The organism is Atopobium fossor DSM 15642, from assembly GCF_000483125.1.
GTDB lineage: Bacteria > Actinomycetota > Coriobacteriia > Coriobacteriales > Atopobiaceae > Atopobium > Atopobium fossor.
The window spans coordinates 426930-442635 of the sequence record NZ_KI519553.1 but is presented as its reverse complement, the minus strand read 5'-3'; the positions used below and the strand labels follow the sequence as shown (position 1 = coordinate 442635).

The following is a 15706-nucleotide window of genomic DNA, read 5'->3' as shown; positions in this document are numbered from 1 at the left end:
AGACTTGTGTGAGTAAAGCAGATACTCTGTTTATCTCTATGTGCTCTGACATCATACAAAACGGCACCACCACAGAAGGTCAGCTTGTACGTCCTCATTGGGAAGATGGTATGCCTGCCTACACCATTAAACAGTTTGGTGTATGCAATCGATATGACTTACGTAAGGAATTTCCTGCCTTGACTTTGCGTCGAACCGCTCTTAAGAGTGCTATGGACGAAATTTTATGGATTTACCAGCGCAAATCAAATAATATTAATGATCTTAATTCCCATATTTGGGATGAATGGGCTAACGAAGATGGCACTATTGGTAAGGCCTACGGCTACCAGATTGCCCAAAAAAGCCACTATCCCCAAGGTGATATGGACCAGATGGACAAGGTGCTCTATGACCTTAGACACACTCCATATTCTCGCCGCATTATGACCAACATGTACACCTTTGCAGACCTGTCTGAGATGAACCTTTATCCCTGCGCATATTCAGTTACATACAACGTAACGCAACATGCAGGTGATGATAAACCTACACTCAATATGCTCCTTATGCAACGCAGTCAAGATATTTTGGCAGCTAACAACTGGAATGTATGCCAGTACTCTATTCTTCTTATGATGGTTGCTCAATCCGTTGGTATGATTGCTGGTGAACTTGTTCATGTTATTAGTGATGCCCATATTTATGATCGTCACGTAGATATTATTAAGGAGCTCATCGCCCGGCCCACCTATCCCGCACCAACAGTTCGTCTTAACCCTGAGGTCTCCAATTTTTATGACTTCACCACTGACGATTTAATTATCGAGAATTACCAACACGGTCCACAAGTCAAAAACATTCCTATTGCGGTGTAATTATGCGCGCTATCGTAGCTGTTACTAGTAATTGGGCTATTGGTTGTAAGGGAAATCTGCTCATTTCTAACAAAGCAGATATGCAACATTTTGTGCAACACACCAAAGACGGCACCGTTATTATGGGGCGCACCACCTTGGAAAGCTTTCCAGGCGCCAATCCCCTGCCAAAGAGACGCAATATTGTCCTCACCCATGATACAAATTGGTCTTGCAAGGGTGCAGAGGTAGTTCACAGTGTCTCTGAGGCACTTACGGCAGCGTCTACTGATAACCCTGATAAGGTGTGGTGCATTGGCGGCATGAGTGTCTATGAGCAATTGCTCAGATACTGTGATGAAGTCATAGTAACCATGCATGACATAATTGTTCCCGCAGACGCCTACTTCCCTAATCTTGATGAAGATCCCCACTGGATGATTACGGCAAGTTCAGAGAAATTTAATACTCCCTCAGATATCTCTTTTCGTTTTGTGACCTATAAACAGGTATAAGCTACACATAGGTAACCACATATAAACAAAAATGAGTTACAAAAAATGTCGTCCCTGCACAGAAGTACATGGACGACATTTTTTAGTTTTATCTAAAGAAGCAGTGTTTGATTATCCCTCAAAACCAATAACCATGCTGTCATACAGCTCAACACGATTTACAGGCTCCCACTTACCATCCTTCTTAACCATATTGATGGTAACATCGCCTTCCTTGGTCTCAAGACTAGAATCACCAAAACCAGTATCCAAAGCACTCTTTACACCAGCACCAATAGCACTAGCGTCTTCGCCCATAAAAGCTTTCATGCCCTCTTCTGTTTGTGCCCACTGAATAAAAGCATCTTGGAATTTGCTTAAAGCAACCGTGAGATCAATATTAGAAACATGAACGGTGGCAATGGCTTTATCACCATTAACATTGACATCAACAATGTTGTACTTAAAATTCTTAAAAACTGCAGCAAGAATATCTTTACCATCTACGCCCAGCTCAGACATATCCTCAAACTGAGCCTCTGCAAGAATCTCATTCACTATGGTTTCATCAAAAGCCATAGCATCATCGTAGGTCTTACTAATGACAGTACTGATTTCTTTCTTGTCTGCGTCTGTATTGCCTTTGCAGGCAGTTAAACCGCCCACAACCCCAAGTGCAAGCACAAAGGCTAAGGCGGTCTTCAACAAAGCACTGGTCTTACGCATAGCATCTCCTCATTACGAAGGTGTAGTGACAAGCCGTTGGCTTATTAAACAAATTTTACCATTCAGGTATCTAAAAAACGGAGCCGTGTTACAAACGACTCCGTTCAACGTGCTATATAAAACGTAAACGCAACAAGTTCATATTTCTGAAAGCTTACTGCCAGTCTGCTACATCAATCCAAGAGAGCAGAGCTTTCTCGTGTTCCTTATGACCACGTGCAAGTTCTGCTGCAGCAACAATAGGAAGCCAGCGATACACAACCTGCTTTGCCAAATCTGCACGGTCGCAGTACATTTCCAAATAGGTGTCTGCAAGCTTTTGATCATCAAACGAGAAAAGCATGTAGGTCATAGCCACATCTGCAGCAGGGGTGCCCTGTGTAGCATGAGCCCAGTCCAGCACAACACAGCCGCCATCTTCCTGCACCAATACATTAGTGGGATTAAAGTCACCGTGACAGATCTTCTCTTCCACCTTCATGCCATCCAAGCGCATAAGAAGGTCATAGCGCGTAGTAGCACTAATGTTGGATAAAGAGTTAATCATACGGGCAAACTTATCCCTCTGACGAGGAAGTAAGGGAGCAGAATGGCTTTGGATATCAAGTTGAAGACCAACAAAGTTACTTATATACTCAGCAAGCTTTGTAGGGTTTTGAGCCATAAGCTCAGACAACATGGTCCCCTGCTCACGAACGGTCTTCATAGCCCAGCCTTCGCCAAGCTCAGACACTTCAAGAAGCTTAGGAGCCTTCACACCCGCCTCGTATACACGAGTAAGGTTAAGCGCCTCATTGAGTACATCAGAAGCGGGCTTACTGCTGTTAAATGACTTAACAACCGTATCGCCACAATCCCATACAACCTTATTACCACGACGAACAATCTCTTGCTTGTTGTTAGAGAGTTCCATAGCGGCACATCCTTAATCCAAAAATGTCTAGTATCCAAACCTTATGAGCTCGAATTAGTCCTCGTAGGTAGAAGCCTCACGACCATAATATGCATCCTGATACAAACTGGTAATCTCAGAAATCAAAGGATAGCGAGGATTAGCACCAGTGCACTGATCGTTAAAGGCCTGTTCTGCCATATCATCCAAGGTATCGAGGAAGTACTTCTCGTCTACATTGTACTCAGCAATAGTGCGCTTAACACCTACATGATCAAACAGGTCGTAAATCTTCTTGATAAACTTCTCAAAGACTTCCTGGTCATCCTTGCCAGTTACACCGCAGAAGCGCGCAGCCTCGGCATAGCGAGCAAGTGTCTTGGGATGATCATACTGAGGGAAGGTGCCCATCTTGGTGGGACGCTCGGCAGAGTTGTAACGCATAACACGAGGCAGAAGCACAGCATTTGCCAAGCCGTGAGGAATATGATGGAATGCACCCAACTTGTGAGCCATGGAGTGGTTAACACCCAAGAAGGCATTTGCAAAGGCAAGACCACCTAAGCAAGATGCATTAGCCATGTGATCACGAGCCTCAACATCGTTGGGGTTATCGTAAGCGCGACCAAGATATTCAAAGACAAGCTTCATGCCACGCAAAGCCATACCATCTGTGTAATCAGATGCCATAACAGAAACAAAAGCCTCAAGACAGTGAGTCAAAACGTCTACGCCAGATGCAGCAGTTAGGCCCTTAGGCTGGCTCATCATATTGTCTGTATCCACAATTGCCATATTGGGCATGAGCTCGTAGTCTGTAATTGGCCACTTTACACCAGTATCTGCGTCCGTAATGATGGCAAAAGGTGTTACCTCAGAACCAGTGCCGGAACTTGTTGGAATAGCCACAAAAAAGGCTTTTTTGCCCATCTTAGGGAACTGATACACACGCTTACGAATATCCATGAAGTCCATGGACATATCCTCAAAGTTCTCCTCGGGGTTCTCGTACATAGACCACATGATCTTGCCTGCGTCCATAGCAGAACCGCCGCCAATGGCAATGATGCAATCGGGTTCAAATGCCTTGAGTAGCTCAAGACCCTTCAGGGCATCCTGAAGTTTAGGATCAGGAGAGATAGACCAGAAGCTTGAGTGAACAATACCCATAGCATCCAGAGACTCTTCTACCTTCTTGGTAAAGCCACTCTTGTACAAAAACTGGTCGGTAACAATGAAGCAGCGCTTCTTGCCATATACATCCTTGAGTTCTTGCAAAGCAACGGGCATGCAGCCCTTCTTGAAGTAAACCTTCTCGGGGGTACGAAGCCACAGCATGTTCTCACGCCTCTCTGCAACGGACTTGATGTTAAGCAAGTGCTGAGGGCCTACATTGCCAGAAACGGAGTTACCGCCCCAGGAGCCACAGCCCAGCGTAAGCGAAGGAGCCATCATAAAGTTATACAAATCACCGATACCACCCTGAGAAGATGGCGTATTAACCAAAATACGGCAGGTCTTCATAGCGTTGCGGTGCTTCTCGAGCTTCTCGGCTTCATTAACGTTTACATACAAAGAGGAGGTGTGACCATAGCCGCCGTCTGCAACCAAACGCTCTGCCTTGGCAAGAGCATCATCAAAGTTCTTGGCCTTATACATGCCCAAAACAGGAGACAACTTCTCGTGTGCCATTTCCTCAGAAGGATCAACGGAGCTTACCTCACCAATAAGAATCTTGGTGGACTTAGGTACCTCTACGCCAGCAATCTGAGCAATGGTATACGCAGACTGACCAACAATCTTGGCATTAACACCGCCGTTGATAATAACGGTCTTACGAACCTTATCCAGCTCGTCTCCCTTAAGGAAGTAGCAGCCACGACGCTCAAACTCAGCCTTTGCCTCGTTGTATACATCCTCCAAAATAGTAACGGATTGCTCAGAAGCACAAATCATACCGTTATCAAAGGTTTTGGAATGGATGATGGAATTAACAGCTAGCTTAATATCTGCCGTGCTATCGATAATAGCGGGGGTATTGCCAGGTCCTACGCCCAAAGCAGGCTTACCAGAAGAGTAAGCCGCAGCAACCATACCAGGACCACCGGTTGCCAAAATCATGTCCGCAGAGCTCATAAGAGTGTTGGTAAGCTCCAAAGAAGGAACATCAATCCAGTCGATAATGCCCTTAGGTGCACCGGCCTTCTCTGCTGCTTCGCGCACAATCTTGGCGGCGGCAATGGTGCAGCCCTTAGCGCGAGGGTGCGGAGAAATTAGGATAGCATTGCGCGTCTTAAGGCAGATAAGCGCCTTAAAAATTGCCGTAGAGGTTGGGTTGGTAGTAGGAATAACAGCAGCTACAACACCCAGAGGCTCTGCTACCTTCTTGTAACCATAGGCAGGATCATCCTCAATGACGCCGCAGGTTTTCATGTCCTTATATTTGTTGTAAATATACTCGGAGGCATAATGGTTCTTAATAACCTTGTCTTCCACAATGCCCATGCCAGTTTCCTCTACCGCAAGCTTAGCTAGAGGAATACGAGCTTTGTTTGCAGCAAGAGATGCCTCGTAAAAAATCTTATCTACTTGTTCTTGAGAAAACTTTGCAAACTCCGCTTGCGCCTTACGCATAGACGCGAGTCGCTCGGTAAGCGCATCTACGCTATCAATAGGCGGCAGTGCTTTAGCCATGTTTTACCTCCAGGGTATCCAGTGACTTACTTAAGCTTTTTGCTGTCTTCTTAATGATACAAAATACGCTTACCGAAAAGTTGGACTTTTGCTCTTTTTTATAATAAATTATGCCATCTACCTGCAGGTTGACTAGTGTATGCTAGTCAATTTACCCCAAAGTTGACCATGATTTTAGGGTCATTAGTTCAATATGTCTTTTGGTACCTGTTTTTCTAGATACCAAATACATCCCCCGTAAATAACACCAAAGCCAAGCACCAATGTAAGAATAAGAACACCTTGCAAGCCAATTAAAGAAGAAAGTAATGCGTTTAAACCCGAAAAACAAATAGCACCAAGTGCAACAGATTGACTTTGAGCAGAAAGTACCGCAGCACGATATCCCTCAGCCAAATTACGCTGGAAAATCATACGCTTAATTGGAGCGCAAAAACATGAGAAGACAGATTCAAAGATGTATACAATAGGCAGAACTATTGGAGCTACAAAGGGCATGAAGAACAAAGACATGCAAAGCAAACGACCCACATATCCACCTGCAAGTAATTTGCGCTCGCTCATAAAAGTTACAATATGAGGAACAAACAAACCAATCAATGCAGAAACTATAAGTTGAACAACAAGACTTATTCCTGCCAAATTTGCTCCCAATCCGTTTTGTTTGAGTACCACTGAATAAAAGTCTTCAAATCCAACAAAGAAAACAGCTTGAGCAAAATCCATGAGCAAAAGACAACATAAGATATGATTTACTTTTATGTGCTGAAGAAGTCCCATAAAAGAAATATCCCTGTTTGCAAAACTATCATGAGACGTTTTATTGGTTGCTATAGCTATTTCAGCTTGCATAGCTTGATTATTACCGCAAGGCTTTACGGACAAAGCATCATTAACGGGAAATGCAAGACCTACACCAAAACTTAGAACCACCGCAATTAAATCTACTGTAATGCCAATGTTAAAAAGAGTTGCTTGAGCAAAAATGCCACCTAATAGTGCAGTAATACCATATGAAACATAAAAAATTGCATTCTCAATGGAATTGTACTGCACAAGTTTTTTCTCATTAACGTGTGCAATATAGATTGCTTCAAACGATCCGCTTAAGCAGGCCACGCCTATACCTTTAGAAATAAAAGTTGCCACTAAAAGCACGAAGTTTTGCTCGTTAAGAAGCAAAATGTAGTATAAGGCCATAAAACTAAGACCCAACAAACCAACAAAACGATGCCCAAATCGATCACTTATTAATCCACTGGGAACCTCAAGAATGAGCCTGCAAACTTGATAGACTAAAATACCCAAAGAAACTGTAGCAACACTAAATCCCACTTGGGAAAGATAGAACGTTAAAAAATACAAAATTGTGGTGAAGTTAGAAAGGAAAACAAACAGCATATAGAGAACGACTATGCATCTTTCGCTTTTAATTTTCTCCACTACGCATATTCCTTTAGTAAATAAAAATCGAGCATTTCACACAAATCAAGGTATTCTGGACATTCAAGAAAACTAAGTTCTTTATTGCTAATCGTCTGTACTCTACATCCTTCACCACACATTCGTTACTATAAAAAGAATTACGGAGAATGGGAGCTGAAGAAAGCCAAGACACGCAAAATGTCCTGGTTGGAGATTAGCCTTAGTGGTGGAGCTGTACTGATTACCAGCTTGATGGGAACTATAAGGTATTTTACAGGATACGGAATTGACTTTATTTCTGTGGGAAGTTTTATCCTTGCTCTCCTTGTTATTGCACTTAATATAGTTATAAAGCGTGGTGGCTCAGTAGCTGTGCTGATGTTCGCTATAGTAACTTTGCTTTATCTTTTCATCATAGGAATGATAGTCGGCATTCCAACAAAAGCGCCAGTCTTTACCGTCAATAATACGGAAATTAAGCTGGCACATACAACGGCTAAAGAATTGATAGATAACGGATTCGATATTTATATAAATAAAAATGAGAATTCTCATGCAGACTATAACGAATTGATTTCTTCAGGGAGTTTTAAGAAATATTCTGCAGATAGAAGTGTTTATGTAGAAAAAGGTTTTCGGCGTAATGATGCAGCTGTTGAGTATTCTCCATATCTATTCGCAAAGGGCGGTGTTGTTATAGGATCTGTTTGGCTTTATGGTAATGATGATAAGGACATTATTCTTGAAGACTGTAAAGTTGTTCATATTGAACTTAATGAAGACAGTATAAAAGCATTACGAGCAAATTCTATCAGTTGTAAACTTAACGGATTAGATTTGATTGCGCCGATTGAGTCTGAGGAAGTGAAAAAAGCATTCGGAAATAAACTTTGGCTTGCTCCAGACAACCCAAAAGATATAACGGAACTGCACTATGGGATAAAGTGGTCAACCGGAAGCAATCATCTGTTTTGGAACGAATATTATTCATATATCAATTATGACTGGAATAAGAATATGACCTCATTTGAAATTTCAAGTGAAATTGCACGAGACAATGGGTTTTTATGAATACGAAGATGAAATATTTTTGCTAAAGAACATTGAAAATGTCTAACAAAAAAGTGTCAATAAATCAAAAAAGTACTTGACAGAATGCTCTCTGCGGAGATGCGAGAAATGGCAGTCTATTACACCAAATATCACTCGAACCTTATCGGAGCTCTTACGTTTGCAAGTGACGGAGAAACACTTGTAGGTTGCTGATTTCAGAGAGGCGCTATTTTGGCTATGGGGCCCAAAGGCGAGATGGAAAGACGGGATAGTCTTCCGCTCTTTGGAAAGGTGTACACGTGGTTTAGGCCCGTTGCAAAACGGCATTTTTATTCCATCTCTTTCTGTTGGTTTTCCGGGGCAAGCAGCGCGTGGTTATCGCGGCCACACTCCTTAAAAGTTCTCGTTTCATCTACTTTGACGAACCGACTTTTGGTATGAATTATGAGAACATGTTGAGCATTTCTCGCCTTATTAAAGGAGCTTCTCACGCTGATAATATCATCTTTATTGTGTCTCACAACATAGAGTTCCTCAATACTACCGTGGATGCTGTGGTGAACTTGGAAGCTTTTCGCATCTAAGTGAAACCGTAGGGCACAACAGTGATGGCTACAAAGCGGCAGCAAAGCAATGTGTCTCGAAAGAATGATATGCAAGCCTGATATTGATTTTTTCTTTCTCTGATATATTTTTTATATCGTTTAAGTGGTCATGAAGATACATGCACCTGTCTCGATAAGGAGCCGAGATGGAACCTTTAGACAACCAGCAAATAGAACAAAACTCCCCAGAAAAAGAAGGCAAGCGTGACTGGTTTTTGGCCTTCATAGGTTTTATCTGGCTGGCGGGTGCAGTGCTCATCTTTACTCTGTACATGAGTGGAGATCTAGGCAGCTCCTTTACTATTCCACGCATAATGTCGTTTTTCTATGACGCCTTTGGTATTATTCCTGCATCTGTCTTGCAGTTCATTATTGCTACGCTTTTCATAATCTTTGGCTTAAGAAAGAAGAAGTAACCGTTCTTCTTTCTTCTTCTCGACCATGAGCACAATTGGATGATACTAAAAAATCGTGTTTTTCCTAAACATTTATCGATATCGTGAAACAATCGATTTTAACATTCATTGATTTCGTGCAATAATCGCTATAAACATTTATCGATTTCGATAAAGGAGAAGCGATGACCGATTTTTTCAGAAGAAAAGCTTACGACAAACTTGCAGAATGGAAAAGGGTCTCGGACGGTCGAACAGCGCTTTTAATTGAAGGAGCACGACGCATCGGAAAAAGTACCGTCGCGGAGCGCTTTGCCCAAGAGAATTATACCGATTATCTGCTCATTGACTTCTCGCTTGAGGGAACTGACGTGCGCGACAACTTCAGCAATATAGACAACCTTGATGCTTTCTTTAGGAATTTGTTTCTGTTGAAGGGAAAGAGTCTGCCCATAGGTGATTCTGTCATCATATTTGATGAGGTTCAACTATATCCGCCAGCCCGTCAAGCTATCAAGGCTCTCGTGAAGGATGGGCGCTACCACTACATCGAGACTGGGTCACTTATTTCAATCCATAAAAACGTTAAGGATATCCTCATTCCTTCGGAAGAGGAGCGAATCAAGATGTATCCTATGGATTTCGAGGAATTTCTCTGGGCTATGGACGACAAGGTAAGTATACCGGCAATCTGGGATGCGTTTGAATCACGTAAGCCTCTACCAGACGCTATTCATCGCCGTATTATGCGCGACTTTCGCACCTATATGGCAGTTGGTGGTATGCCACAGGCAGTGGAACTGCTTGTTCAGGGCGATAACTTTACTGGCATCGACAGGATTAAGCGAACGATTCTTGACCTTTACGAGGAAGACCTGGGCAAGCACGATGAAGATACCAAAGAGCGTGTTGCAGAGCTCTTTAAGTCCATCCCAAGCCAGCTCTCACACCACAACTCACACTTTCAGTTTGCGACCGTTAGCAAGGCGGCACGGGCAAGAAGCTTAGCGAGGTCGATGGCCTTTCTCCGTGAGTCGATGATGGTTAATATGTGCTGTAACGTAACCGCACCTGAAGTGGCACTCGGTCTGTATGAGAACCGAGATGATCTCAAAGTGTATTTATGCGATACCGGTTTACTCATAACCCAAGTGATGCGGGGTGACCCTCAGGCGGGCGATGAGCTGTACAGGGCACTTGTCACGGATCGGCTTGGCATAAATGAGGGTATGTTGGTAGAAAACGCCGTTGCACAAGCCCTTGCTGCGAACGGACATAGACTCTATTTTCACAGGTTCACCTACTGTCCTACTGAGGCGACGAAAGAGAACACCTACGAGGTTGACTTCCTAATCGTTCGCGGCAAGCGTATCTGTCCTATTGAGGTTAAATCATCTGGATACAAAAGTCACAAGTCGTTCGATTACTTTATTGAAAAGTACGACACGAAGATTAATGAGCGTTTTATAGTGTATACAAAAAATCTCGCTCGTGAGGGCAATCTGACATATCTACCACTTTACATGACTATGTGTTTGTAAGCTATGGATTGCGATTACACTCAGATTGGAATCAACCTAATTTTTTATACACTGATGCCAAAATAATACATCCAGTCAGTAAAAGACTCCATCATGCATTTGTTCACAAGTACCCCGCGTGTCGCGCATTTAAGCATTCGTATATCTCCATCTTCGCGCGCATCTATGTAGTATGTAGGGTTAGTTGTGGTAATTGAAATAAGATACACAGTAAGAAACGGTAATTTTTTTACCGAGACCTTTTGAATGTCTTTAACCGTGTACGTAAGATTTATCATAGGATGCCCATTTTGAGAGGGTGCAAAGACTTTCACAGACCCATCTTTATGAATTTCAACTGCTCGCCCTGAACAAAAGAGATTAAACCACATAAGAAAAATAAGGATGGGTATCCAAATTATGGCAATAACAGCAGCAGCTAAATCCGTAGCATCAAAAAGATTAAAGGTTTGTCCCATAGAAAGAATTCCAAAGGGCAGCAAAAAGCCCAACAAGGTAAGTACAAACAACACGAGATTCATTCGTTTGGAACATTTAAGAACCATGTGTGCCCTACCCCTCTTACAAAGTTTTGAGCTTACACTCAAATTCAAGCACTTGCACTTGCCAATCTTGTGCTTGAGCAAAGTACGAATGCCACTGACTAGAGTTTTTTACTCGCCAATCAATGCGCGCTCCAAAACCACCTTCGAGTGTCTGAGCTGCAATTTTGAATGAAGAATCTGTCTTCAAACCAGGCCAGCGTACCTCTGCAATTTTGGGATGTGCCTGCAAGTACGAAGCAACTATGCTTGCAACATCGCTGAGCTTACGCCATTGCGTACGAGCCAATTTTTGGTAGTTTTCTAGTTCATCTGTCGATAAACGCACAGCGCCCGTAGCTTCTAATTGCCCGCACAGGTTTAAGCCCTCCCCTGACAACAACACAATAAACTGCTTGGGAACATCGGTAGCAACAATTATTATATCTGCCCCTAAACGCGCAACAGGCACACCCGTTAAAGCCCCAAAACCCAACTCGCGTAGGTCATACAAAGCAAGTTTGCCTTGCTTGTGAACCACGGCAATATCGCTACGTGCATCTGCACAATAAAGAGGCAAGCCCCCCAAAGCTGTGCAACTGCACAGATGAGGAGCTTGCAGAAATTGCGTTATTGCTGGTAAAGCCGATATGTAAGCACAAAAGTGGTTCAACTACATCCTTACCTGTACAAACACCTAAGCGCACATCTCAACGTTGAGGCTTAGCTACGTTCAGAAATTTCCTTAATGATAGAAGCAACAAACTCCTCCACCGACGTTTGGTGTGTTTCATTAGAGCGGTCACGAACAGAGATATTGCCGGCCTCGACTTCCTTCTCGCCCAAAATGAGCATATAAGGAACGCGATCGATGGAACGAGCTTCGCGAATTTTATAGCCAATCTTCTCGTCACGATTGTCTACCTTAACGCGCACACCAGCAGCACGGAGTTTAGAGGCAACCTCATTGGCATATTCGCGGGTCTTCTCGGAAACGGGAAGCACCTTAACTTGTAGCGGGGACAACCAGGTTGGGAACTTGCCAGCATACTGCTCGATGAGCATACCAATAAAGCGCTCAAAAGAACCAAAACCAGCACGGTGAATCATAATGGGGCGCTGCTTGGAACCATCGGAAGCGGTGTACTCAAGCTCAAAGCGCTCGGGAAGCTGGAAGTCCAGCTGAATGGTACCGCACTGCCAAGTACGGCTGAGACAATCCTGCAGATGGAAGTCAATCTTGGGGCCGTAAAAGGCACCATCGCCCTCATTTACAATATACTCAGCACCCATGGAGTCCAAAGCATCACGCAAGCCCTGCTCGGCACGCTCCCAATCCTCATCTGAGCCCATAGAGTCCTCGGGACGGGTAGAAAGCTCAATGCGATACGGGAAGCCAAACTGAGCATAGTAGGTGGTAATAAGATGAGCCGTGTCCATTACCTGCTCGGTAATTTGATCAGGCATAATAAAGAGATGAGCATCATCCTGTGTAAATTCACGTACACGGAACAAACCGTGCAGGGCACCCTTAAGCTCATGACGATGATCAAGACCAGCCTCCGCAAGCTTCAAGGGTAAATCACGGTAACTGCGAGGGCGATTCTTGTACACCAAACAGGCACCAGGACAGTTCATAGGCTTGATAGCAAACTCTTCATCATCAATGGTGGTGGTGTACATATTGTCTTTGTAGTGATCCCAGTGACCAGAGGTTTCCCACAGGCTGCGAGACAGAATGATTGGCGTTTGAACCTGCTCGTAGCCGTATGTATCTTGCATCTCCTGCCAGTACTGCATAAGAGCATTGCGCACGCGCATACCATTGGGCAACCAAAACGGGAAACCAGGACCAGCTTCGGACATCATAAATAGGTCCATCTCGCGACCAATCTTACGGTGATCGCGCTTCTCGGCCTCCGCTAAAAGCTCCTCATACTGGACAAGCTCTTCCTTAGAGCGAAATGCTACGCCGTTAATGCGCGTAAGCATCTTGTTGTCCTTATCGCCCTTCCAATATGCACCAGAAACACCAGTTAACTTAAATGCCTTAAGTGCCTTGGTATACATGATGTGGGGACCCACGCACATATCTACGTATTCACCTTGCTTGTAAAAAGTGATGCGCGCATCCTGTGGCAAATCATCAATGTGTTCTACCTTGTACTTCTCGCCGCGCTCCTGCATATGAGCAATAGCCTCTTGGCGAGGCAGCTCATAGGTTTCAAACTTGAGGTTTTCCTTGCAAATCTTGCGCATCTCTGCCTCGATTGCAGGAAAATCATCCTCAGAAATTTTTACGCCCTCTGGTAAATCAATATCGTAATAAAAACCATTGTCTGTAGCAGGACCATAACCAAAATCTGCCTCGGGATATAAACGCTTTACTGCCATCGCCAAAATATGGGAAGCGGAATGACGCAGTACATGAAGCTCTTCATCCTCGCTAATCTCGGCTACATGACCATCGTTAAATAATGCTTTCATGAGCATATCCTTCTTGAATCGATGTTATTTTCAAACCCACGACCTAGAACACATATCTTTTGTGCACTGTCGTAAGACGATGTTGCACTACAAAAAAACGCTCACCACGACCCAAGCGTGAGAGCGAGCTATAGGGCGCCTGTCCAGGGCAGTCGTTGCCGTTGTAGGAGACAGACGCCTACATAGTCTGAGTTTGAGTGCTGTTTGCAGACCAAAGCCTGTAACAATACATAACAAGAAAACCTTCCTTTTGCGTATATACAGGTTTACCACATACGGGAGGTATTTTGCAGCCTTATAGCTAAGTTTAATCAGTGTTTACAAAGCATACTTATATTTATTATCGATAAAACAGATAACCTGTTGGCATAAATTACTACTACGTTGATGGTTGTGTATGCTTCTCCACCACTCTATAGTAGTTCCCATGAAAACTTTTACGACATATTCTCCCCAAATGCTTGCTCCAATGCAGATGCTTAAGCCCAAGCACCTTATCGTTTTGAGCGAAAGCTCGGTGTTTGGGCGTTATTGATAAGTTGCTGCACACATAGGTGTGGAGCAACGCTCTTTTGTTTGTTCTACACGCTTGCTATCTCTGAAAGCAGCTCAGTACATGATTCGTATTTCTCACCTCGTTAAAACCTTTGAAGGTGCCTCTGATGTACATGCACTTAAGGATGTTTCTTTGGACATCAACAAGGGGGATATCTTTGGCATTATTGGCATTAGTGGTGCTGGCAAGTCTACGCTAGTACGTTGCCTTAATTTATTGGAGCGTCCAACCTCTGGCTCTATTGAGGTAGATGGTGTAGAAATTTGTAATCTGGAAGGGCGCGCATTGCGCGAGTACCGCCACCGTGTTGCTATGATTTTTCAAGGATTTGGCTTACTTTCCCAAAAAACGGTGTTGGACAACGTATATTTTCCCTTCTTGGCAAGCAAAGGTACCGTAAGTCCTCAAGACAGGCAGATTGCAGAAAACCTCCTTGCGCGCGTTGGACTTTCCTCAAAAGCAGAGGTCTACCCGGCTCAGCTTTCTGGTGGTCAGCAGCAACGTGTAGCCATTGCACGAGCACTTGCCTGCAATCCGGAATACATCTTATGTGACGAGGCAACCAGTGCGCTCGATCCCGCTTCTACTGCTTCTATCTTAGAGCTTCTCAAGACTATCAATAAAGAAACTGGTGTGACCGTTATTATCATTACGCACTCCATGGACGTTGTTCGTGAAGCTTGCAACAATGTGGCGGTTTTAAGCCACGGTGAGCTTGTCGAGAAAGGCAGTGTAGAACAAGTATTTGCTCATCCCACACACGAGATTACCAAGCAGCTGTTGGGTGTGGAGGACTGGCATGAATAACATCAGTGCATTTCTTGAAGCCTACGCCGGACTTATTGGCTCTGGCATCATAGATACTCTTATTATGCTCTTTGCTTCTACAGCTCTTGCCTACATACTTGGTCTGGCTTTGGGTGTAATACTTACGGTAACCGCGCCAGGTGGCCTCAGACCTCACCGCATCCTTAATGCAGTACTTGGCTGGATAATTAATATGGGACGCTCTATTCCGTTTATTATCTTGCTGGTTGCCGTTATGCCCGCCACACGCGCTTTGGTTAACACTACCACTGGCGTTTTGGGAGTTATTCCTCCCCTCGTGCTTTCCACCACACCTTTTGTTGCGCGCATGATTGAACAAAGTTTGGCAGAAGTTGACCCTGCTGCTGTTGAAGCAGCTATTTCCTTTGGTGCATCGATTCCTCGTATTGTAGTAAGTGCCCTGTTGCCCGAAGCCCTGCCCTCCATTGTGCGCGGCATCTCCATCACACTTATTGCCGTGTTAGGCTACACCGCTATTGCCGGCGCAGTTGGTGCTGGTGGTCTAGGTGACATTGCCATTCGCTACGGTTATTACCGCTACGAAGATAACGTTATGTTTGTAACCGTTGTTCTGATGATTGTGCTTGTACAAATCATTCAATCGAGCTGCAATTTTATTGCCAATACAATTGATCATCGCAAGTAAATGTTTT

The 15706-nt window shown here is 44.0% G+C and carries 14 protein-coding genes; 7 read left to right on the top strand and 7 right to left on the bottom strand.

Annotated elements, in window-relative coordinates:
- Positions 1–8: 8 nt before the first annotated feature.
- Positions 9–857: a thymidylate synthase gene (thyA, locus tag G469_RS0104820; RefSeq protein WP_028264086.1), complete on the top strand. Its 849-nt coding sequence runs from the start codon at positions 9–11 to the stop codon at positions 855–857.
- Positions 858–859: 2 nt separating this feature from the next.
- Positions 860–1351, top strand: a complete 492-nt coding sequence (locus tag G469_RS0104815; protein WP_028264085.1) for a dihydrofolate reductase — start codon at positions 860–862, stop codon at positions 1349–1351.
- 111 nt (positions 1352–1462) lie between these two features.
- Here the strand turns inward: G469_RS0104815 and G469_RS0104810 are convergent, their stop codons facing one another.
- From G469_RS0104810 to G469_RS0104795, 4 genes are all read right to left on the bottom strand, one after another.
- Positions 1463–2056, bottom strand: a complete 594-nt coding sequence (locus G469_RS0104810; RefSeq protein WP_028264084.1) for a hypothetical protein — start codon at positions 2054–2056, stop codon at positions 1463–1465.
- Between the two features lie 154 nt (positions 2057–2210).
- Positions 2211–2969, bottom strand: a complete 759-nt coding sequence (locus G469_RS0104805) for an aminoglycoside phosphotransferase family protein (RefSeq protein WP_028264083.1) — start codon at positions 2967–2969, stop codon at positions 2211–2213.
- Between the two features lie 54 nt (positions 2970–3023).
- Entirely contained in the window at positions 3024–5642 is a 2619-nt protein-coding gene (gene adhE, locus G469_RS0104800) for a bifunctional acetaldehyde-CoA/alcohol dehydrogenase (protein ID WP_028264082.1), read from the bottom strand.
- Between the two features lie 183 nt (positions 5643–5825).
- The gene (locus G469_RS0104795; RefSeq protein ID WP_156908408.1) at positions 5826–7043 is read right to left on the bottom strand and encodes an MFS transporter; all 1218 of its coding nucleotides are present in this window, start codon (positions 7041–7043) and stop codon (positions 5826–5828) included.
- A gap of 222 nt (positions 7044–7265) precedes the next feature.
- Between G469_RS0104795 and G469_RS08400 the strand changes: the two genes are divergently transcribed.
- The 3 genes from G469_RS08400 (at position 7266) to G469_RS0104775 (ending at position 10661) form a co-directional block, all read left to right on the top strand.
- Positions 7266–8138 (top strand): hypothetical protein, encoded by an 873-nt coding sequence (locus G469_RS08400; protein ID WP_051353769.1) that lies wholly within the window; start codon positions 7266–7268, stop codon positions 8136–8138.
- Between the two features lie 733 nt (positions 8139–8871).
- A complete protein-coding gene (locus G469_RS0104780; RefSeq protein ID WP_051353768.1) occupies positions 8872–9141 on the top strand; it encodes a hypothetical protein in 270 nt (89 codons plus the stop codon).
- A 164-nt stretch (positions 9142–9305) separates the two neighbouring features.
- A complete protein-coding gene (locus tag G469_RS0104775; RefSeq protein ID WP_028264078.1) occupies positions 9306–10661 on the top strand; it encodes an ATP-binding protein in 1356 nt (451 codons plus the stop codon).
- Positions 10662–10705: 44 nt separating this feature from the next.
- On the opposite strand, the gene G469_RS0104770 is transcribed toward G469_RS0104775, so the two are convergent.
- From G469_RS0104770 to thrS, 3 genes are all read right to left on the bottom strand, one after another.
- Positions 10706–11206 (bottom strand): hypothetical protein, encoded by a 501-nt coding sequence (locus G469_RS0104770; protein WP_028264077.1) that lies wholly within the window; start codon positions 11204–11206, stop codon positions 10706–10708.
- Positions 11207–11222: 16 nt separating this feature from the next.
- The gene (locus G469_RS0104765; protein WP_169726178.1) at positions 11223–11771 is read right to left on the bottom strand and encodes a PLP-dependent transferase; all 549 of its coding nucleotides are present in this window, start codon (positions 11769–11771) and stop codon (positions 11223–11225) included.
- A gap of 134 nt (positions 11772–11905) precedes the next feature.
- Positions 11906–13669, bottom strand: coding sequence for a threonine--tRNA ligase (thrS, locus tag G469_RS0104760; protein ID WP_028264075.1), 1764 nt, complete (start codon positions 13667–13669; stop codon positions 11906–11908).
- Between the two features lie 616 nt (positions 13670–14285).
- Between thrS and G469_RS0104755 the strand changes: the two genes are divergently transcribed.
- On the top strand, positions 14286–15032 hold the full coding sequence (locus G469_RS0104755; protein ID WP_028264074.1) for a methionine ABC transporter ATP-binding protein: 747 nt from the start codon (positions 14286–14288) through the stop codon (positions 15030–15032).
- Positions 15025–15699: a methionine ABC transporter permease gene (locus G469_RS0104750; protein WP_028264073.1), complete on the top strand. Its 675-nt coding sequence runs from the start codon at positions 15025–15027 to the stop codon at positions 15697–15699. The genes G469_RS0104755 and G469_RS0104750 overlap by 8 nt, the downstream gene beginning before the upstream one ends.
- The last annotated feature ends 7 nt before the right edge of the window (positions 15700–15706 follow it).